Origin of the sequence: Pseudoroseomonas cervicalis (assembly GCF_030818485.1) — a bacterium.
GTDB lineage: Bacteria > Pseudomonadota > Alphaproteobacteria > Acetobacterales > Acetobacteraceae > Pseudoroseomonas > Pseudoroseomonas cervicalis_A.
Genome location: NZ_JAUTAJ010000004.1, coordinates 1,184,599 through 1,204,614 on the forward strand (window position 1 = coordinate 1,184,599; position 20,016 = coordinate 1,204,614).

19 protein-coding genes are annotated in these 20,016 nt (G+C 69.4%); 9 read left to right on the top strand and 10 right to left on the bottom strand.

The window, feature by feature from the left end; all coding sequences use genetic code 11:
- Nucleotides 1-28: 28 nt before the first annotated feature.
- A complete protein-coding gene (locus QE401_RS09395; RefSeq protein WP_307137951.1) occupies nucleotides 29-739 on the top strand; it encodes a DUF1194 domain-containing protein in 711 nt (236 codons plus the stop codon).
- Nucleotides 740-1,009: 270 nt separating this feature from the next.
- Nucleotides 1,010-1,579, top strand: coding sequence for a transglycosylase SLT domain-containing protein (locus QE401_RS09400; RefSeq protein ID WP_307137952.1), 570 nt, complete (start codon nucleotides 1,010-1,012; stop codon nucleotides 1,577-1,579).
- Between the two features lie 92 nt (nucleotides 1,580-1,671).
- On the opposite strand, the gene QE401_RS09405 is transcribed toward QE401_RS09400, so the two are convergent.
- A complete protein-coding gene (locus QE401_RS09405) occupies nucleotides 1,672-2,961 on the bottom strand; it encodes an NCS2 family permease (protein ID WP_307137953.1) in 1,290 nt (429 codons plus the stop codon).
- Nucleotides 2,962-3,183: 222 nt separating this feature from the next.
- On the opposite strand from QE401_RS09405, the gene QE401_RS09410 reads away from it, so the two are divergent.
- The 4 genes from QE401_RS09410 (at nucleotide 3,184) to QE401_RS09425 (ending at nucleotide 6,672) form a co-directional block, all read left to right on the top strand.
- Nucleotides 3,184-4,023: a transporter substrate-binding domain-containing protein gene (locus QE401_RS09410; RefSeq protein WP_307137954.1), complete on the top strand. Its 840-nt coding sequence runs from the start codon at nucleotides 3,184-3,186 to the stop codon at nucleotides 4,021-4,023.
- A 67-nt stretch (nucleotides 4,024-4,090) separates the two neighbouring features.
- Complete coding sequence (locus tag QE401_RS09415) at nucleotides 4,091-4,753, top strand: amino acid ABC transporter permease (protein ID WP_307137955.1); 663 nt, start codon at nucleotides 4,091-4,093, stop codon at nucleotides 4,751-4,753.
- A 13-nt stretch (nucleotides 4,754-4,766) separates the two neighbouring features.
- Nucleotides 4,767-5,537 carry an amino acid ABC transporter ATP-binding protein gene (locus QE401_RS09420; RefSeq protein WP_307137956.1) on the top strand — a complete coding sequence of 257 codons (771 nt, stop codon included), beginning with the start codon at nucleotides 4,767-4,769 and terminating at the stop codon, nucleotides 5,535-5,537.
- A gap of 4 nt (nucleotides 5,538-5,541) precedes the next feature.
- Nucleotides 5,542-6,672 (top strand): enolase C-terminal domain-like protein, encoded by a 1,131-nt coding sequence (locus QE401_RS09425; protein WP_307137957.1) that lies wholly within the window; start codon nucleotides 5,542-5,544, stop codon nucleotides 6,670-6,672.
- Nucleotides 6,673-6,802: 130 nt separating this feature from the next.
- Here QE401_RS09425 and QE401_RS09430 read toward each other — a convergent pair whose 3' ends face one another.
- The 3 genes from QE401_RS09430 to QE401_RS09440 all read right to left on the bottom strand — a co-directional run bounded on the left by QE401_RS09430 (nucleotide 6,803) and on the right by QE401_RS09440 (nucleotide 9,724).
- On the bottom strand, nucleotides 6,803-7,714 hold the full coding sequence (locus QE401_RS09430; RefSeq protein WP_307137958.1) for a hypothetical protein: 912 nt from the start codon (nucleotides 7,712-7,714) through the stop codon (nucleotides 6,803-6,805).
- A gap of 78 nt (nucleotides 7,715-7,792) precedes the next feature.
- A complete protein-coding gene (gene glnA, locus QE401_RS09435; RefSeq protein ID WP_307137959.1) occupies nucleotides 7,793-9,229 on the bottom strand; it encodes a type I glutamate--ammonia ligase in 1,437 nt (478 codons plus the stop codon).
- Between the two features lie 156 nt (nucleotides 9,230-9,385).
- On the bottom strand, nucleotides 9,386-9,724 hold the full coding sequence (locus QE401_RS09440) for a P-II family nitrogen regulator (protein WP_007002535.1): 339 nt from the start codon (nucleotides 9,722-9,724) through the stop codon (nucleotides 9,386-9,388).
- Nucleotides 9,725-10,090: 366 nt separating this feature from the next.
- Here QE401_RS09440 and QE401_RS09445 point away from each other — a divergent pair, with 366 nt between their 5' ends.
- Complete coding sequence (locus QE401_RS09445; protein WP_307137960.1) at nucleotides 10,091-11,278, top strand: aminotransferase; 1,188 nt, start codon at nucleotides 10,091-10,093, stop codon at nucleotides 11,276-11,278.
- A 320-nt stretch (nucleotides 11,279-11,598) separates the two neighbouring features.
- Nucleotides 11,599-11,868, top strand: a complete 270-nt coding sequence (locus QE401_RS09450; RefSeq protein WP_307137961.1) for an HU family DNA-binding protein — start codon at nucleotides 11,599-11,601, stop codon at nucleotides 11,866-11,868.
- A 51-nt stretch (nucleotides 11,869-11,919) separates the two neighbouring features.
- Here the strand turns inward: QE401_RS09450 and QE401_RS09455 are convergent, their stop codons facing one another.
- From QE401_RS09455 to QE401_RS09465, 3 genes are all read right to left on the bottom strand, one after another.
- Complete coding sequence (locus QE401_RS09455; RefSeq protein ID WP_307137962.1) at nucleotides 11,920-12,894, bottom strand: Bug family tripartite tricarboxylate transporter substrate binding protein; 975 nt, start codon at nucleotides 12,892-12,894, stop codon at nucleotides 11,920-11,922.
- A 157-nt stretch (nucleotides 12,895-13,051) separates the two neighbouring features.
- Nucleotides 13,052-13,768, bottom strand: a complete 717-nt coding sequence (locus tag QE401_RS09460; RefSeq protein ID WP_307137963.1) for a ribonuclease activity regulator RraA — start codon at nucleotides 13,766-13,768, stop codon at nucleotides 13,052-13,054.
- A gap of 11 nt (nucleotides 13,769-13,779) precedes the next feature.
- Complete coding sequence (locus tag QE401_RS09465) at nucleotides 13,780-14,565, bottom strand: SDR family oxidoreductase (protein ID WP_307137964.1); 786 nt, start codon at nucleotides 14,563-14,565, stop codon at nucleotides 13,780-13,782.
- 115 nt (nucleotides 14,566-14,680) lie between these two features.
- On the opposite strand from QE401_RS09465, the gene QE401_RS09470 reads away from it, so the two are divergent.
- A complete protein-coding gene (locus QE401_RS09470) occupies nucleotides 14,681-15,550 on the top strand; it encodes a LysR family transcriptional regulator (RefSeq protein ID WP_307137965.1) in 870 nt (289 codons plus the stop codon).
- On the opposite strand, the gene QE401_RS09475 is transcribed toward QE401_RS09470, so the two are convergent.
- From QE401_RS09475 to QE401_RS09485, 3 genes are all read right to left on the bottom strand, one after another.
- On the bottom strand, nucleotides 15,537-15,839 hold the full coding sequence (locus QE401_RS09475) for an alkylphosphonate utilization protein (RefSeq protein WP_307137966.1): 303 nt from the start codon (nucleotides 15,837-15,839) through the stop codon (nucleotides 15,537-15,539). The two genes, QE401_RS09470 and QE401_RS09475, sit on opposite strands and share 14 nt — an antisense overlap.
- Before the next feature lie 105 nt (nucleotides 15,840-15,944).
- Complete coding sequence (gene ydiJ, locus QE401_RS09480) at nucleotides 15,945-18,992, bottom strand: D-2-hydroxyglutarate dehydrogenase YdiJ (RefSeq protein ID WP_307137967.1); 3,048 nt, start codon at nucleotides 18,990-18,992, stop codon at nucleotides 15,945-15,947.
- Between the two features lie 13 nt (nucleotides 18,993-19,005).
- Nucleotides 19,006-19,794, bottom strand: a complete 789-nt coding sequence (locus QE401_RS09485) for an enoyl-CoA hydratase/isomerase family protein (RefSeq protein ID WP_307137968.1) — start codon at nucleotides 19,792-19,794, stop codon at nucleotides 19,006-19,008.
- Between the last annotated feature and the right edge of the window lie 222 nt (nucleotides 19,795-20,016).

The window sequence follows — 20,016 nt, forward strand, 5'->3', positions numbered from 1 at the left end:
TCGGCCCACCCAGCCAGGGAGCGACCGGATGCGACGCCGCCCTCTCCTCGCCTTGCCCGCCCTGCTGCTGCCAGCCGCCCCGCCGTTGCGCGCACCACCGCTGCCCGCCCGGGCGCAGCCGGCCTCGGCCGGGGCCGCGCCGGTCGATGTGGCGCTGGTGCTGGCCGTCGACGCCTCGGGCAGCATCGGCGAGGCGGAATTCCGCCTGCAGCGCGAGGGCTGCGCCGAGGCGGTGGCCCACCCGGCCGTGCTGGCCGCCATCCGCGGCGGGCCGCTCGGGCGGGTCGCCATCGCCATGGTCGAATGGGGCGCGCCGGGCGGGGCAGAGACGGTGCTGGGCTGGCACGCCGTGTCGGACGCGGCCTCGGCCGCGATCCTGGCGGAGGCGCTGCTGGCGGCGCCGCGCTCACGCCAGAGCTGGAACGCCATCGGCGATGCCATTGACCATGCGGCGGCGCTGCTCGAGGCCTGCCCGCATGAGGCGACGCGGCGGGTCATCGACCTGTCCGGCGACGGGCCGGATCTGCGTGGGCTGCGCCCGGCGGCGGCGGCGCGCGACGCGGCCCTGGCGGCGGGCATCACCATCAACGCCCTGGCCATCCTGACCGGCCGCGCGGGCCTGGTGGAGCATTACCGGGACCAGGTCATCACCGGCCCCGGCGCCTTCGTGCAACCCGCGGAGGGGCGCGAGGATTTCGCCCGGGCGCTGCGCGCGAAGCTGGTGCGGGAGATCGCCTGAGCAAAGGTTTCATCAACTCATCTTTATATGAGTATGAACCAGAAGGTTGTGGCTCGCGGCGAGTTTTGCTTTGCACCCCCGGTTCCCTGTGATAGCGGGATTGTCATGACGTCCGCGATCCGCCGGCTGGTGCCCCCGCACCGGCCCCGCTCCGCGGCGTTCCCGGGCCTTTCCTTGGCCCGGAGCGCCTTCTCGCCTCGGCACAGAGGCATCACGCAGCGCCCCCGCAAGGTGCCACCAAGAGGGTGGAGGGGGTTCATCCTGGGGGCCGTGCTGCTTGCGGTCCCCGTCCTGTCCACCAGCCCGGCCGAGGCCGCCGGGCCACGCAATGCCTGCCTGGAAGCAGTTCGCGCCGCCGAACTGCGTCACGACCTGCCCGATGGGCTGCTGGTGGCGATCGCCCTGGCCGAGTCCGGCCTGCACGCGCACGCCCTCAACATCGGCGGCCGGTCCTACTACCCGGAGAGCCGGGCCGAGGCGCGCCGCCTCCTGGTGAACGCCCCTGCCCGGTCTTCGGTCATGGCCGGCTGTGTTCAAGTGAATGCGCGCGTGCATGCCCGCAACGGCGCCGACTGGCCGCTGGATGCCGATCGCGCGGCCGACTGGGCCGCCCGCTATCTGCGCCAGCACTACAACACCACCGGCAACTGGGCCGCGGCGCTGCGCCGCTGGAATGGCGGCGGCCATGCGCAGCAGCTGGTCTGCCGGGTGGATGCCAAGCTGCAGGTGGTCAATCCGGGCAGCGGCGCGCTGGGCAACCCGTCCTGCGGCCGCGGCCAGATCGCCCGCGTCCGCCGCGACGGCGCGGCGCTGCTGGAGCTGGCCGAAGCCGGCAACTGAGCGTGGGCGGCACCCGGGCGGGTGCCGCCGGCAAGGGACGGACGTCGCCTCCCGGCCGCAGGGCCGGGAGGTTTTTCGTGGTCCTGCCGCCCTCAGGCGGCCAGGTAGAACTTCACCACCGAGGCGGCGGCCAGCACCCAGACGGCGCCGCTGACCGCCCGCGCCTTGCCCGCCATCAGCTGGATCGCCGCATAGCTGATGAAGCCGAGCCCGATGCCGGTCGAGATCGAGAAGGTCAGCGGCATGGCCAGCGCGGTGATGATCGCCGGCAGGTAGTCGGCCGGCTCCTCCCAATGCAGCTCGCGCAGGCTCTGCGCCATCAGGCAGGCCACCAGCACCAGGGCCGGCGCCGTGGCGAAGGCCGGGATCGAGGTCGCCAGCGGCGCCAGGAACAGCGCCAGCAGGAACAGCACCGCGACGGTGATGGCGGTCAGCCCCGTGCGGCCGCCCGCCTGCACCCCGGCGGCGCTCTCGATATAGGAGACGGTGGTCGAGGTGCCGAGCACGGCGCCGATCATCGAGCCGCCCGAATCCGCCATCAGCGCCCGGCCCAGATGCGGCACGGTGCCGTCCTTGCGCATCAGCCCGGCGCGGTGGGTGGTGGCGATCAGCGTGCCGGTGTTGTCCAGCAGGTCGACCAGGAAGAAGGTGAAGACGATCACCAGCAGGCCGAGGCCGAGCGCGCCGGCCAGATCCATCTGCAGGAAGGTCGGCGCCAGCGAGGGCGGCAGCGAGACGATGCCGTGGAACTGCGTCAGGCCGAAGGGCACGCCGAGCGCGGCGGTGGCCAGGATGCCGATGACGATGGCGCCCGTCACGCCGCGCGCCAGCAGCCCCGCCGTCAGCAGGAAGCCGAAGCAGGAGAGCAGCGTCGCCGGATTGCGGAAGGAGCCGAGGGTGACCAGCGTCACCGGATGGTCGACCACCAGCCCCATGCCCTGCAGCCCGATCAGCAGCAGGAAGAAGCCGATGCCGGCGGCGATGCCGAGCTTCAGCGACAGCGGGATGGCGTTGATCAGCCATTCGCGCAGCCCGCTCAGCGACACCACCAGGAAGAGCAGGCCGGAGAGGAACACCGCGCCCAGCGCCACCTGCCAGGACACCCCCATGCCGGCGACGACCACGAAGGCGAAGCGGGCGTTCAGCCCCATGCCCGGGGCGAGGGCCACCGGATAGTTGGCGAGCAGCCCCATCAGGGCCGAGCCGATGGCCGCCGCCAGGCAGGTGGCGACGAAGGCGGCGCCCTGGTCCATGCCGGCCTGCGCCATGATGCCCGGATTGACCACGATGATGTAGGCCATGGTGAGGAAGGTGGTGAGGCCGGCCAGGACCTCCTGCCGCGGCGTGGTGCCGCGCTCGGCCAGCTTGAAGAAACGATCCAAGGCGGCGTGCTCCGCGAATGCTGTGTTGCAGCAGGATACGGGGGCGCCGGGGGGCTTCACAATTCTCTCCCTGCGCAAGGCGTCTCCCCGTGCGGCGCGGACGGGTCTATGAAGACAGCCAAGCCGCGACGTGACGGCACACGCCAGATCCGACAGGGACGCATCACCACCCGGCCTGGCGCCGGCCCCCGGGCCGCGCCGCGCCGCCGCAGGAGACAGTTCATGGTTTCACGCCGCATGATCGGCACCGCCGCCGGGCTCGCCTTGGCGATGGGCGCCAGCCTCTCGACCCCGGCGCTGGCGCAGGGGGCCAACGAGACGACCTTCGACCGCATCCGCCGCACCAAGAAGCTGCGCAGCGCGGCGGTGGTGGGCGGCGCGCCCTACTACCACAAGGATCTCGCCTCCGGTCAGTGGCGCGGCTTCTACATCGACCTGCTGAAGATGCTGGCCGAGGAGCTGGAAGCCGAGCTGGAGCTGACCGAGACCACCTGGGGCAATGCCGTCCTCGACCTGCAGTCGAACAAGATCGACATCTTCTTCGGCCTGAACCCGACGCCGCGCCGCGCCCTGGTGGTGGATTTCTCCGTCCCCTGCTTCAGCAACGCCTTCAGCTTCATCGCCAAGCGCGGCTATTCGCCCAGGAGCTGGGACGAGCTGAACGCGCCCGAGGTGAAGATCGCCGTCGACAGCGGCTCCTCGCAGGACCAGGTGGTGACGCGGCTTTGCCCCAAGGCGCACATCAGCCGCTTCAAGAGCGCCGACGAGGCGACGATGGCGGTGCAGTCCGGCCGCGCCGACGCGCAATGCCTGGTGCTGCTGCTGGCGCTGACGGCGGTGAAGCGCAACGCCAATATCGGCCATGTCGTGGTGCCGGCGCCGGTCTTCGCCACCACCTCCAATGCCGGCTTCCGGCGCGAGCCCGACAAGACCTGGCGCGACTTCGTCAACACCTGGATCGACTTCAACAAGGGCCTCGGCGCCGTGCGCAGCGCCATCCTGCGCAACATGGAGCTGGTCGGCATCTCCGAGTCCGATTTCCCGCCGGGCGTGACGCTCTGACGCCGCCGCCGGGGCACGCCTGTGGCGCGCCCCGGCCCTGGCCCCCGCCCTCCGACGGGAAGATTGCATGTACAATTGGGATTTCGCCGTCGTCTGGAGCTATCGCTGGCTCTTCGTCAACGGCCTCTGGGTGACGCTGGCCTTCACCGCCGCCATCGTGCTGCTCGGCCTCGCCATCGGCCTGTTCTCCGGCCTGCTGCGGCTGTCGCGCCTGGCGCCGCTGCGCTGGGTCTCCCAGGCCTATGTCGAGCTGTTCCGCTGCACGCCGATCCTGGTGCAGCTGGTCTGGTTCTACTACGCCCTGCCGATGCTGACCGGCATCCAGATGAGCGCGACGACCGCCGGCGTGCTGGCGCTCTCCCTCTATGGTGGCGCCTTCTATTCCGAGATCGTGCGCGGCGGCATCGCCTCCATCGAGGGCGGCCAGACCGAGGCGGCGCTGGCGCTCGGCATGACGCCGGCGCAGTCGATGCGCCGCATCGTGCTGCCCCAGGCGCTGAAGCGCATGGTGCCGCCGCTGATGAACCAGTCGATCATCCAGCTGAAGAACACCTCGCTGGTCTCGGTGCTCGCCGTGCCCGACCTGCTCTACCAGGGCCAGGCGGCGGCGCATGACAGCTACCGGCCGCTCGAGATCTACACCGTGGTGGCCATCATCTATTTCGTCGTGCTGTTCCCGCTGACCCTGCTGGTCGGCCGGCTGGAGCGCCGCCTGGCGCGGTCCGACTGAGGAGGCGGAGACGATGGACCAGACCATGATCGAGGTCGCCGCGCTGCAGAAGCGCTTCGGCGCCAACACCGTGCTGCGCGACGTCAACCTGCAGGTGCGCAAGGGCGAGGTGGTGGCCCTCATCGGCCCCTCCGGCTCCGGCAAGTCGACGCTGCTGCGCTGCCTGAACCTGCTGGTGGTGCCGGATGGCGGCCGCGTGCGGGTGGGCGAGCAGAGCTTCGCCTTCGGCGGCGCCGTGTCGCTGCCCGGCACCCAGGCCATGGCGCGCTTCCGCGCCGCCACCGGCATGGTGTTCCAGCAATTCAACCTGTTTCCGCACATGACCGTGCTGGCCAATGTGATGGAAGGCCCGCTGACCGTCCGCCGCATGCCGCGCGCCGAGGCCGAGGCGCTGGCGCGCGGGCTGCTCGGCAAGGTCGGGCTGGCGGAAAAGGCGGAGCAATATCCCTCCCGCCTCTCCGGCGGGCAGAAGCAGCGTGTCGCCATCGCCCGCGCGCTGGCCATGCAGCCCGCGGTGATGCTGTTCGACGAGGCGACCAGCGCCCTCGACCCCGAGCTGGTGGGCGAGGTGCTGGCGGTGATGCAGTCGCTCGCCGCCGAGGGCATGACGATGGTCATCGTCACCCATGAGATCGCCTTCGCCCGCGACGTCGCCGACCGCGTGGTGTTCCTGCGCGACGGCGTCATCGTCGAGGACGGACCGGCCCGCCAGGTCATCGACACCCCGCGGGAGGAGGCGACGCGCGCCTTCCTCTCGCATTTCCACCGCCAGCGGGAAGGCTGAGACCATGAGCATCGGCCCTGTCGTCGAACGCATGCGGGTCTTCCTGGTGGAAAGCCCGATCAGGATGGCCCGCGCCCAGGGCGTGGGCTCGGTGCAGGGCAGCGTGCGCCGCGTGCTGCTGGAGCTGACCGCCAGCGACGGCGCCATCGGCTGGGGCGAGGCCGCGCCCTGGGAGGTCTTCACCGGCACGCCGGAGGGCGCCTTCCTGGCGCTCGACGTCTATCTGCGGCCGCTGGTGATCGGCGCGCCGGTGTTCAGGCTGCGCAGCCTGATGGCGCAGATGGACCGCGCGCTGACCGGACACCCGGAAAGCAAGGTGGCGGTGGAGATGGCACTGCTGGACCTGATGGGCCAGCAGACCGGGCTGCCGATGTCGGAGCTGCTGGGCGGGCGGGTGCGCGACACCATCCCCCTCTCCTTCTCCATCGCCGATCCGGATTTCGCCGCCGACCTGGCGCGCATGCAGGAGATGGTCGGCCAGGGCCACCGCCTGTTCAAGGTGAAGACCGGCGTGAAGCCGCATGCCGAGGACATGGCGCATCTGGAGGCGATGCGCGACGCCTTCGGCGACCGCATCGATCTGCGCCTGGACTACAACCAGGCGCTGGAGCCGTTCCGCGCCATGAATGTGCTGCGCGATGTCGACCGCTTCCGCCCCACCTTCATCGAGCAGCCGGTGCCGCGCCGGCATCTGGACGCCATGGCCGGTTTCTGCGCCGCCCTCGACACGCCGGTGCTGGCGGATGAAAGCTGCTTCGACGCCACCGACCTGCTGGAGATCGTCCGCCGCCAGGCCGCCGACGCCATCAGCGTGAAGCTGATGAAATGCGGCGGGCTGCTGAAGGCGCAGGCGCTGATGGCGATCGCCGACACCGCCGGCATCCCCGGCTATGGCGGCACGCTGTGGGAGGGCGGCATCGCGCTCGCCGCCGGCACGCAACTGATCGCGGCAACGCCCGGCATCTCGCTCGGCTGCGAATTCTACATGCCGCACCATGTGCTGACCGAGGATGTGCTGGAAGAGCGCATCCCGCAGCGCCGCGGCGAAGTGGTGGTGCCGGAAACGCCGGGGCTTGGCATCCGCATCAGCGAGCATTCGCTGAAGCATGGGGCGAGGCTGCTGGCGGAAGCATGACAAAGGCCAGGGGAATGAATTCCCCTGGACCCCTTCTTTTTTCTGTCAGACTGCCGTGGCCGGGTTGAGAGATGGGCCGCTATCACCAGTGCGCTTCATCTCCGGAACGCGAGTCCTGTGAGAGCTCGGCCTACCGCAGGGCGCGGTCTGCCATTCTCTCCCAAACACTCATCAGCCGTCGGAAAGCACGTAGGCTAAGGTAGCGGTCACTGGGCCGCTCTTCAGCATCGGTCACCGCCAGCTTGATCTTAGGAGGAAGGCCGAGCCTCACCTCCTCTCGCAATGCCCACCAAGTTTTTGGCTGCGCGCCCACATAGCGGATTGGCATCACAGAATCATCGACATAGTCGAGGATGGTCTGTGCCAGCAGATAATCTACCCCATGTCCGGAATTGGGCGAGCGAATTGCCAAGAGCTCATCGTAGGAGCGCAGAGCGTAATCCAGGACTTCTACCCAGTAACCGGCCTCAGAAACCTCTCTGTATCCTCCGACGATACAGTCCCATGTTAGGATTTCGAAATCCGTCCGAGTGCCGCAAGGGAAGAGAATCGCCCGCGCTTTGTCCGTCAGAAGAGCGATTTGCAGGATCTCGCAATCGCCCAGAATGCGCTTGAGCGGTTCGACGACACAGTTCTTTTGTCTTTCGATCTGGCCGGTGATCCCGTCCTTAGTGGCATTGCTGAACAGCTTTGCCTCGATCACGAGCAACAGGGGACGAGGACCCTCGATCAGGATTACCAGATCCGGCGTGTCGCCCGAATAATCTGACTTCTCCTCCTCACACAGATGCTGCCAGCCAGCGGATCGATTGCCTCGTATGGCATCGCGCAGATCGTACTCGGTGAAGAACAGTACATTGGACCCGTCGGGCGAGACTTCGATGCCCTGATAACCCGGCCCCAACATGGCTAGGAAACGCTGCAGCCTGTCGGACCAGATGATCCCGGGCAGCACCGTCCCCGTGTAGAAGCGCTCCTTGCGGTTCATGGGCAGTCTCGGCTTTCGCGCGAAGAGCTGCGGTGCCCCCTTCGTCGTTGTCATATCGTTATCCTCCCCGGCCCATAAAAAAACGCTCCGGGGTTTCCCCCGAAGCGCTTCCGTCCGTCGATCCGTGCAGGATCAGACCGAGTAGTACATCTCGAACTCGACCGGGTGCGGGGTGTGCTCGAAGCGGTACACCTCCTGCCACTTCAGCTCGATATAGGACTCGATCTGGTCCTTCGAGAACACGTCGCCGGCCAGCAGATACTCGTGGTCGGCGGCCAGCGACTCCAGCGCCTCGCGCAGCGAGCCGCAGACCGTCGGGATGCCCTTCAGCTCCTCCGGCGGCAGGTCGTACAGATCCTTGTCCATGGCTTCGCCCGGATGGATCTTGTTCTTGATGCCGTCGAGGCCGGCCATCAGCATCGCCGAGAAGGCCAGGTAGGGGTTGGCGGTCGGATCCGGGAAGCGGACCTCGACGCGCTTGGCCTTCGGGTTGGTCGCATACGGGATGCGGCAGGAGGCCGAGCGGTTGCGGGCCGAATAGGCCAGCAGCACGGGGGCCTCGAAGCCCGGGATCAGGCGCTTGTAGGAGTTCGTGCTGGGGTTGGTGAAGGCGTTCAGCGACTTGGCATGCTTGATGATGCCGCCGATGTACCACAGCGCGTAGTCGGACAGGTCGGCATAGCCATTGCCCGCGAAGAGCGGCTTGCCGGCCTTCCAGATCGACTGGTGCACATGCATGCCCGAGCCGTTGTCGCCATAGATCGGCTTCGGCATGAAGGTCGCCGTCTTGCCGTAGCTGTGCGCGACGTTGTGGATCACATACTTGTAGATCTGCATGTGATCGGCCTGCATCACCAGCGGGCCGAACTTGGTGCCCAGCTCGTGCTGCGACTGCGCCACCTCATGGTGGTGCTTCTCGCCGACGACGCCCATCTCGATCATGGTGGACAGCATCTCGGCGCGCAGGTCGACCTCGCTGTCGACCGGGTTCACCGGGAAGTAGCCGCCCTTCACGCCCGGGCGGTGGCCCATATTGCCTTCCGGATAATCCTTCAGGCTGGCGCCGGGGCCCTCGATGCTGTCGAGCTGGTAGATGCCGTAATTGCCGCCCGTGCCGAACTTCACGTTGTCGAAGATGAAGAACTCGGCCTCGGGGCCGAAGAAGGCGGTGTCACCGATGCCGGTGGAGGCGAGATACGCCTCGGCCTTCTTGGCGGTCGAGCGCGGGTCGCGCGAATAGGCCTGGCCGGTGGACGGCTCGATGATGTCGCAGAACAGGATCAGCTGCGGCTTGGCGGCGAACGGATCCATGCAGGCCGACGTCGCGTCCGGCATCAGGATCATGTCGGACTCGTTGATCGCCTTCCAGCCGGCGATGGAGGAGCCGTCGAACATGATGCCGTCCGTGAACATCTCCTCCTCGATGGTGGAGACGTGCTGGGCGGTGTGCTGCCACTTGCCGCGCGGGTCCGTGAACCGGAAGTCCACGTACTCGACGCTGTTCTCCTTGATCATCTCCATGACCTTGGAGACAGCGCTGGGCGTTGCTGCTGCGGGCTTCTTCGCCATCGTGTGTGGTCCTGTTCCCCTAACGACAATCGGTAGTCACGCAGGCGGGGTCCGAACCCTCGCCGCGTGGAGCGGGGCGGCCCCTCGGGGCGCGCCTCCGCCGCATGGCATTGGCGGCGCCGCACGCCCCCGCGCGCGGCAGCCGCAAAGCGTCTGTCAGACCGCGTCCTCGCCCCGTTCGCCGGTGCGGATGCGGATCACTTCCTGCACGTCGGAGACGAAGATCTTGCCGTCGCCGATGCGGCCCGTGCGCGCCGCGGCCTGGATCGCCTCGATGGCGCGCTCGGCCAGGTCGTCGGAGCAGACCACCTCGATCTTCACCTTCGGCAGGAAGTCGACGACATATTCCGCGCCGCGATACAGTTCGGTGTGCCCCTTCTGGCGACCGAACCCCTTCGCCTCCACCACGGTCAGGCCCTGCAGCCCGATCTCGTGCAGCGCGTCCTTCACCTCGTCGAGCTTGAAGGGCTTGATGATCGCCTCGATCTTCTTCATCGGCTCCGTCCACGGCACGGGCCCTGATGCAGGGTTCGTGCCGGCCTTCCTTCCTCCCGGGTTTCCGCGGCCTTCGCCGCCTTCGCGGCAGGCCGGTTCGTGCTGCTGTGTCGCATGCCATGCGGCGGGCGGGCAATGGCGCGCAGCGCGATTTTACACGCCGCCGGACAAGCCTCCGCCTGCTTCCGAGGCAGGCTGCCTGATTCAGTGGCAGGCATGCACAGAGCACGGTTGCATGGCCGGGTCCGGGCTTCCATTATCCTGCCGCGCCCGGGGCCGGGGCGGGGGGCGATCGCCCCCGGAGCAGCGGGCCGCCCCCTCCCCCGCCGCCGTAAGGCGGGGCCGTGCTTTGGACAGACAGCGCCCATGAAGCCGCAGAACGACCTGCTCTCCGCGACCGGCACCACCATCTTCACCGTCATGTCGGCGCTGGCCGTGCAGCATGGCTCGATCAATCTCGGCCAGGGCTTCCCGGATTACGAGGGGCCGGAGGATGTGGTGCGGGCCGCGGCCGATGCGCTGCTCGACAATCGCAACCAGTACCCGCCGCTGACCGGCCTGCCGGAGCTGCGCCAGGCCGTGGCGGCGGCGAATCGCCGCTTCTACGGGCTGGAGATCGACCCGAATGCCGAGGTGGTGGTCACCTCCGGCGCCACCGAGGCGCTGGCCGCCTCGCTGATGGCGGTGATCAATCCGGGCGACGAGGTGGTGCTGCTCGAGCCGCTCTACGACACCTACCTGCCGGTGGTGCGGCTGCTGGGCGCGGTGCCGAAGCTGGTGCGCCTCAGCCCGCCGAAATGGGAGCTGCCGCGCGCCGAGCTCGCCGCGGCCTTCGGTCCGAAGACCAAGGCGATCCTGCTCAACAGCCCGATGAACCCGGCCGGCAAGGTCTTCACCGCCGCCGAGCTGGCCTATATCGCCGAGCTCTGCCAGCGCCACGACACCTACGCGGTCTGCGACGAGGTGTATGAGCACCTGACCTTCGATGGCTGGAAGCACATCCCGCTGATGACGCTGCCGGGCATGCGGGAGCGCTGCATGCGCATCGGCTCGGCCGGCAAGACCTTCAGCCTGACCGGCTGGAAGGTCGGCTACATCACCGCCGATCGCAGCCTGGCCGCCAATGTGGCCAAGGCGCACCAGATGCTGACCTTCACCACCGCGCCCAACCTGCAGCGCGCGGTGGCCGTCGGCCTGGCCAAGGACGATGCCTATTTCGCCAGCCTCTCGGCCGAGCTGCAGGCCAGGCGCGACCTGCTGGCCCAGGGCCTCGCCGAGCTCGGCTTCGGCGTACTGCCGACGCAGGGCAGCTATTTCATCACCTGCGACTTCACGCCGCTCGGCTTCGCCGGCGACGACATCGCCTTCTGCCGCCACATCACCGAGGTGGCGAAGGTGACGGCCATTCCCGTCTCCGCCTTCTATGCGGGGGCGGATGCGCCGAAGAATTTCGTCCGCTTCGCCTTCTGCAAGCGCGAGGCGGTGCTGGAGGAAGCGCTGCAGCGGCTGCGCGCCTGGAAGCAGGCCCAGGGCGATCTGGCCGCCGCCATCTGACACCGAGCCCCGCCGCGCCCCGCAAGGGACGTGGCGGGAAGCCGGCGGGCTGCGTCCCGCCTGGCCATCAAGCGCTTCGGCGCGGCCTTTTCCCGGCTTCGTATCGCACAGCGCCCGCCTCGCCCGGTTGCGGAGATCGCTGTCAGGCACAGCGGCCATGCCGCCGCCGGGTGGGCGCGGCATCGCGGCCACAGCGCGGCACGGATCGCCGCCGCCGGCCGGCCGGTCGCTGGCGAAGCCCTGCGCCGCTTGCTAAGCGAAGCCTGCCGGAATTTCCGACACTCCCAAGAAAATCGTAGAAGCAAGCGAGTCACACAGGCATGTCGAAGGCTTTCATCGCGCAGGTGCTGCAGGATTCCCTGGGCTGCACCGGCGTCGCCGCCAATCGCGCGGCCGGCGAACTGATCGCCGCCATCGTCAAGGACATGAAGAAGCAAGGCGGCTTCACCCTGCCGAGCTTCGGCACCTTCACCGTGCGCAAGACCAAGGCGCGCAAGGGCATGAACCCGCGCACCGGCGAGCCGGTGAAGATCAAGGCCGGCAAGACGGTGCGCTTCAAGGCCTCGCCCAATCTGCGCAAGGCGGTCTGACGCGGGCGGCAGCAGGGGGCTGCGCGCCCCCTGCCCCGCGGCCGCGCGCGGCTACTGATCGCGCCAGGGCTTGCGCGACCACATCTCCTGCAGCCGCGCATCCAGGCCGAGCACGGCGTCGCGATACTCCGCCCCCACCATCGCCTTCACCGGCAGCACCATGCGCTCGGCATCGGCCAGGAATTGCGGGTCGGCCAGGGCGGCGCGAAAGGCGGCCTCCAGCTTCTGCGCGATCTCGGGCGGCAGGTTCGGCGGCGCCACGATGCCGCGCTGCGCGCCGGCCACCACCTTCACCCCCTGCTCGGTCAGCGTCGGCACCTCCGGCAGCGCCGGGTCGCGCTGCGCGCCGGCCTGGGCCAGGCAGCGGAAGCGGCCATCGCGATAGCCGGGCCCGCCCTCGCTGACATTGAAGCAGCCGACATCGAGATGCCCGCCCAGCACCGCCGTCTGCAGCGGCGCCGCGCCGTTGAAGGGCACATGGGTAAAGCGCACGCCCTGCACCGCATCCTCGACCTCCAGCATCACCAGATGGTCGTCGGAGCCGATCCCGGTGGTGCCGAAGCTCAGCGTGCCGGGCTCCTTCTTGGCGCGGTCCAGCAAGTCCTGCAGCGTGCGGATCGGCGAATCCGCCTTCACCCACAGCCCGCCCGGATCGTCCACCACATTGGCGATGTAGGTGAAGTCGCGCACGCGGTAGCGCACCTGCCGCTCATAGGGGATGGTCATCATGGCGGGCGAGGTGACGGCGCCCAGCACATAGCCATCGGCACGGGCGTTGAAGGCGGCCTCCATGCCGATCTGGCTGCCGGCGCCGGGGCGGTTCTCCACCACGAAGGTGGCGCCGGGCAGGTGGCGCTGCACATGCGGCAGCACGACACGCGCCATCTGGTCCACGCCGCCGCCCGGCGGGAAGGGCACATAGACGATGATGGGGCGCTCGGCCGGCCAGGCGGCGGCGCGGGCCAGGCGCGGCGCGAACAGGCTCGCGGCGCCCAGCGCAGCCAGGCTGCGGCGGGTGGTCTGCATGGACATGTTCCTTTTCCCCAGCCGGTCCGCCGCCACGCCCCTCTTGCAACGGGGGCACGTGCCACGTCCGGCTTTTTTTCGGTTTTTGACGCAGCGGGCGGCGCCCCCTGCGTCCATTGCCTGCGCCGCCGGACAGCGTCCGGCGGCGCCGAAAAAACTACTTCTTGCGGGAGGCTTCGTAGCGGGCCTTGTTCTCGGCATTGGGCGGGTAGAGGCCGGGCAGCGAGGCGCCGTTCTCGACCTCGCCCATGATCCAGCTTTCCTGCGCCTCCTGCTCGGCGGCGAGCTCGGTGACCTCGTCGACCAGGGCGGCGGGGATCAGCACGGCGCCGTCATCATCGACCACCACGACATCGTTCGGGAAGACGGCGACGCCGCCGCAGCCCACCGGCTCCTGCCAGTTGATGAAGGTGAGGCCGGCGACGGAGGGCGGCGCGGCATTGCCCTGGCACCACACCGGCAGGCCGGTGCCGATGACGCCGGCGCCATCGCGCACCACGCCATCGGTGATCAGCGCGGCGACCTTCTTCTTCGCCATGCGGGCGCAGAGGATGTCGCCGAAGATGCCGGCATCGGTGCAGCCCATGGCGTCGGCGACGACGATGACGCCTTCCGGCATCGCCTCGATGGCGCTGCGGGTGGAGATCGGGTTGGACCAGCTGGCGGGCGTCGCCAGATCCTCGCGGGCGGGCACGAAGCGCAGGGTGAAGGCGCGGCCGACCAGGCGCGGCTGGCCCGGCTTCAGCGGGCGGGTGCCGCGCATCCACACATTGCGCAGGCCCTTCTTCAGCAGCACCGTGGTCAGCGTCGCGGTGGAGATGCCGGAGAGGGTGTCGATGATCTTCTGGTCGAGCGAGGCGACGTCGACGGACATGGCAGGAGCCCTCAGATGCTGGGGATCAGCCCGCCATCCACGCGGATGACGGAGCCGTTGATGTAGGAGGCGCGCTCGGAGGCCAGGAAGGCGACGGTGTCGCCATATTCCTCCGGCTTGCCATAGCGGCCCGCCGGGATCGAGCCGGTGCTCTCGGCCGAGACCTCGTCCACGCTGCGGTTCTCGCGCTTGGCCTTCTGCTCGTCGAGGAACTTGATGCGGTCGGTGGCGACGCGGCCGGGCAGCACGATATTGGCGGTGATGCCGTCGCGCCCGACCTCACGCGCCAGCGTCTTCGACCAGCCGACCAGCGTCGAGCGCAGCGCGTTGGAGATGCCGAGATTGGGGATCGGCGCCACCACGCCCGAGGAGGTGCTGGTGATGATGCGGCCCCATTTGGCGGCGCGCATGCCGGGCAGCACGCGGTCGGTCAGCGCGATGACCGACAGCACCATGGCGTTGAAATGCTTCGCCCACAGCGCGGGGTCCTGGCCGGAGGCCGGCGTCGGCGGCGGGCCGCCGGTGTTGTTGACCAGCACGGCGACGGGGCCGAGCTCGGCCTCGATGCGCGCGACATTGGTCTCGATTGCGGCGAGGTCGGCCAGGTCCCAGACCAGGCTGATCGCCTGCCCGCCCTTGGCCTTCACCACCGCCTCGGTGCGCGCCAGGCCCTCGGCGCTGACATCGGCCAGCGCCAGCTTGGCACCTTCCGCCGCCAGCGAGGCGGCGATGGCGCCACCCAGGCCCCCGCCGGCGCCCAGCACCAGCGCGACCTTGCCCTGCAAACCCAGATCCATGTTTTTTCCAGTCTCTACCAGAGCGGCCGGAGGCCGCGACCGGGCGAGTGTGGAGGCTGGGTCCCCGTCAGAAAACCCTTTCTTTCCTGCTTTCGGAAGATAGATTTCTTTTCCGATGGACACGCGCTTCCTGGACAGTTTCGTCACCGTGGTGGAGGAGGGCTCGATCGCCGCGGCAGCGCGCCGGCTGAATCTGACGCCGGCGGCGCTGGCCCAGCGCATCCGCGCGCTGGAGGAGGAGCTGGGGGTGCGGCTGCTGCTGCGCGCCGGCCGCGCCGTGGCGCCATCCGAAGCGGGGCTGGCCATACTGGAGCGCGCCCGCGCCCTGCTGCGGGAGCTGCGCGACCTGCACGACACCGCGACGGGGGAGACGCTGGCTGGCGAGCTGCGGCTGGGCGCCATCGCCACCGGGCTGACCGGGCTGCTGCCGCCGCTGCTGGCGCGCATGGCGGCGCGCTACCCGGCGCTGGAGGTGCATATCTCGCCCGGCATCTCGGCCGATCTGTATCGCCGCGTGGTGGTGGGGGAGCTGGATGCGGCGCTGATCGTGCAGCCGGATTTCTCGCCACCCAAGAGCTGCGCCTGGCATCTGCTGCGGGAGGAGCCCCTGGTGCTGCTGGCGCCCGAGGCGCTGGCCGATGCGGAGCCGCATGGGCTGCTCGCGACCCAGCCTTTCATTCGCTACGACCGCGACCAGTGGGGCGGGCGGCTGGCCGACCGTTATCTCCGCGAGGCGCGGATCCGCCCGCGCGAGCGCTATGAGCTGGATGCGCTGGACGCCATCGCGGTGATGGTGGATCGGGGGCTGGGGGTGGCGCTGGTGCCGGATTGGGCGCCGCCCTGGCCGGCGGGGCTGAGGCTGGCGCGCATCGCCCTGCCCCGGCCCTGCCCGCCGCGCCGCATCGGTGTGCTGTGGCTGCGCAACAGCGCCCGCGCCCGGCTGGTGCGCGCCTTCCTGGAGGAGGATGCGCTCAGCGCTTCCTGACGAATTCCGTGCGCAGCACCAGGCCCTTGATGCTGTCATGCCTGCAGTCGATCAGCTCCGGATCGTCGGTCAGGCGGATGGAGCGGATCAGCGTGCCCTGCTTCAGCGTGGTGCTGGTGCCCTTGACCTTCAGGTCCTTGATGAGGGTGACCGCATCGCCATCCGCCAGCGCATGCCCCGAGGCATCGCGCGCGACGGGCTTCGCCGCCTCGGCCGCCGCGGCCACTTCGCTGGCCGGCCGCCATTCGCCGCTGGCCTCGTCATAGACGTAGTCGTCGCTGCCGCTCATCGCTGCGGACCTTTCGTGCAGGATGCGCGCGGCAGCCTGATGGAAGAAGATGATGGAGGGTCCGGGAGGAAGAATTCCTTCTTCCTCCCGGTCCTTTCTTTCGGTTTATGCCGCTTTCGACAAATCCGAAGCCGGCCGCGCCTCCTTCAGCCGCGCCAGCAGCGCCTGCACCGGATGCCGCAGCTGCGCGCCATCGAAGCGCTTCACCTGGCTGCGGCAGGAATAGCCGGTGGCCAGCAGGCGGGCGCCCTGCTTCGCCACATGGCCGCGCCAGGAGAGGTCGTAGAGCGCCTCGGAGGTGGCGCGGTGCTCCGCCTCATGGCCGTAGGTGCCGGCCATGCCGCAGCAGCCCGAGGCAAGGATGGTGAGCGGCGTGCCCAGGCGCATGAACACCGCCTGCCAATCCTGCAGCGAGGCGGTGGCGTTGGTGCGTTCCGTGCAATGCGGCAGCAGGGCGAAGCCTTCGCCGGGCGGGAGTTGCGGCAGCAGCGGCAGGCGGCGGGCGAGGAATTCCTGCGGCAGCAGCACGGGGGGCGGCGCGAATTCCTTGTACTCGCTGCGGTAGGTCAGGGTCATGGAGGGGTCGATGCCGACCAGCGCCACGCCGCTGGCGGCGAGCCCCTGCAGCATCGCCGTGTTGGACGCCGCCTGCCGCCCGAAGGCGCCGAGGAAGCCATGCACATGCAGCGGCTTGCCATTCGGCCGGTAGGGCGCCAGCCAGGGGGTGAAGCCCATGCGCGACAGGGCCTCGGCCAGGTCGAGCACCAGGCCGGTCTCGAAATGGCTGGTGAAGGCGTCCTGCACCAGCACGACATGGCGCTCGCGCTCGGCGGCCGGGATGGCGGCCAGCGCCTCGGGCGAGGCCAGGGTGATGCCGCGCGCGGCGGCCTGGTCGAGCAGATCGATGCCGCTCAGCAGCGGGGAATCGACGAGGCCGATCCAGCGCCCCATGGCGCGGCCGGGCGCGCTGCCGAGCAGCGCATTGGCCAGTTTCGGCATCCGCGCGGCGCTGGGCAGCGCCGCCTCCAGCCCGCCCAGGATGTAGTCGCGCAGCGGGCGCAGATAGCGGGTGTGGTAGAGTTCGAGGAATTTGGCGCGGAAGGTGGGCACGTCCACCTTGATCGGGCATTGGCCGGAGCAGGATTTGCAGGCGAGGCAGCCATCCATGGCCTCCTTCACCTGGTGGGAGAAATCCGCCTCCCCCCGCCGCCGGCCCAGGCTGTTGCCGATGCGCGCCGGCAGCCCGGCGAGGAAGCCCAAGCCGCGCTGGCGGCGCGCCTCCGCCACCGGGTCGACCCCGGCGGCGGAGAGCAGGCGCAGCCATTCGCGGAACAGGCTGGCGCGCCCCTTCGGCGAGTGGCGGCGGTCGCCCGTCACCTTGAAGGAGGGGCACATGGCGTCCTGCGTGTCGTAGTTGAAGCAGGCGCCATTGCCGTTGCAGTGCAGCGCCTCCTCATAGCCAGCGCGCACATCGGCCGGGATGGTGCGGTCGAGCTGGCCGCGCATGGGCACGCGGTCGATGGCCAGCAGCGCCTCGCCATCCGGGGCGGCGATCTTGCCCGGGTTGAGCTGGTTGCGCGGGTCGAAGGCGGCCTTCACCGCCTGCAGCGCCGGGTAGAGCGGCCCGAACACCTCCGGCACGTATTCCGAGCGCACGCCCTTGCCATGCTCGCCCCAGAGCAGGCCGCCATATTTCCGGGTCAGCGCGAAGACCTCGTCGGAGACCTCGCGGATCAGCTGCTCGGCGCCTTCGGCCTTCATGTCGATGGCGGGGCGGACATGCAGCACGCCGGCATCGACATGGCCGAACATGCCGTATTCCAGGCCGCGCCGGTCGAGCGCGGCGCGGAACTCGGCAATGAAATCGGCCAGGTTCTCGGGCGGGACGGCGGTGTCCTCGACGAAGGGGATCGGCCGCTTCTCGCCCTTCATGTTGCCGAGCAGGCCGACGCCGCGCTTGCGCATGCCCTGGATGCGTGTGCCGGCGGCGTCCCAGGCGATGGTGTGGCCGCGGCGGCCGAAGGCGCGGCCCTCGGCGGCCAGGCGCGCCTCGACCGGCGCCAGCTTTTCCCGGACCTCTTCCTCGGTGTCGCCGACGAATTCGATCAGGTTGATGCCGGCGGCCGGGCCTTCCGGGTCGTCCGGAAAGAATTCGGCGATGCCGGACCAGACGATGTCGCCGCGCGCCAGGCCGAGCACCTTGGAATCGACGGTCTCGACCGAGGCAGCACCGAGCGCCATCAGCACCCGCGCATCGCGCAGCGCGGCGTCGAAACTGTCATAGCGCAGATTGATCAGCGCGCTGCGCTTCGGGATCGGCAGCACCTGGATGCGCGCCTCGGCGATCATCGCCAGCGTGCCTTCCGAGCCGCACAGCAAAGAATTCAGGTCGAACCGCCCCTGCTCGTCGCGCAGATGGGCGAGGTCATAGCCGGTCAGGCAGCGGTTCAGCGGCGGGAAGCGCTCGGCGATCAGCTGCGCCTGCTCGCGGGCGATGCCGTCGGCGACGCGGTGGATGGCGCCCACCATGTCCTGCCGGCGGGCCACCGTGGCCAGCTCCTCGTCGGAGAGCTTGCGGCTTTCCCACAGCGTGCCGTCCATCAGCACGACGGAGAGCGACAGCACATGATCCCGCGTCTTGCCATACAGGCAGGAACCCTGGCCGCAGGCATCGGTCGAGATCATGCCGCCGAGCGTGGCGCGGTTGCTGGTCGAGCATTCGGGGGCGAAGAACAGGCCGAGCGGCTTGATCGCCGCGTTCAGCGCGTCCTTCACCAGGCCGGGCTCGACCCGCACCCAGCCTTCCTCGGCATTCACCTCCAGCAGCCGGTTCATGTGGCGGGAGACATCGACGACGATGCCCTCCGTCAGCGACTGGCCATTGGTGCCGGTGCCGCCGCCGCGCGGCCCGATGGCGAGGCTGTGGAAGCGCGGATCCCCCGCCACCTTCGCGATGCGCTGCAGATCCTCCACACCCCGCGGAAAGACGACCGCCTGCGGCTGGCGCTGATAGATGGAATTGTCGGTCGCCATCATCAGCCGGTCGTCATAGCCGGCGCTGATATCGCCCGCGAAGCCGCGCAGCCGCAGCTCGTCGAGGAATTCCAGCGCCGGGGCGGAAGGAGCCGGCAGGGCCGCAAGGCGGGGGATCATCGGTGGCGTGGTCTCACTCGCCCTTCCAGACGGGGGGGCGCTTGTTGAGGAAGGCATCCATGCCTTCGCGGAAATCCTGGCTCATATAGCACATCAGGATCAGGTCCTTGCCCTCCTCCGAGGAGATCGCCGGGCGCAGCCGGCTGATCGCCTCCTTGGTGGCGCGCAGCGTCAGGGGGGCGTTGGCGGCCACCGTGCGCGCCACCTCCAGCGCGCGGGCCTGGAGGTCGGCGCCCTCCGGCAGCACCTCATGCAGCAGGCCGATCGCCTTGCCCTCCTCGGCATCGACCAGCCGCGCGGTGAAGATCATCTCCTTGGCGCGCGACGGGCCGATGAGCGCGACCAGGCGGGAGAAGGCGCCCATGGACAGGATATTGCCCAGCGTCTTGGCGATGGGGAAGCCGAAGCGGGCATTGGCGGCGCCGATGCGGATGTCGCAGGCGGCCGCCAGCGCGCCGCCGCCGCCGGTGCAGGCGCCGGCGATGGCGGCGATGGTCGGCTTCGGGCAGGCCTCCAGCGTGGCGATGACGCGGCCGACCCGCTCCTCATAGGCGATGGCGTCTTCCGGGGTCTGGAAGGCGCGGAACTGGTTGATGTCGGTGCCGGCGGCGAAGGCCTTGTCGCCGGCGCCGGTCAGGATGATGGCGCGGACCGATTTGTCCTCGGCGACCTCCTGGCAGAAGGCGGCGAGGCGCTCATACATGGCGAAGGTGAAGGCGTTGCGCGCCTGCGGCCGGTTGAAGGTGACGCGCTTCAGCCCGCCTTCCAGCGTCTCGAACAGGATGTCGTCATCCGCACTCATGGCCTGGCCCTCCCGGCTGTCCGGCGGCGCGTGGCGGCACCCCGTTCGACGGGGCATCCTGCCGGCGCGCCGCAGCGGCCGGCGGCGCCGGCCTTCGCTTCCTCATTAGGAGGCGCCCCGGAGGCTGTAAACCTGCCCCCGGGACAGCGCCGGCCCGGCTTGTCGGATGGCTTGCCCAATGGCCGGGCGGGCCCAGGTCATGGAAACTTCACAAGACCCCCC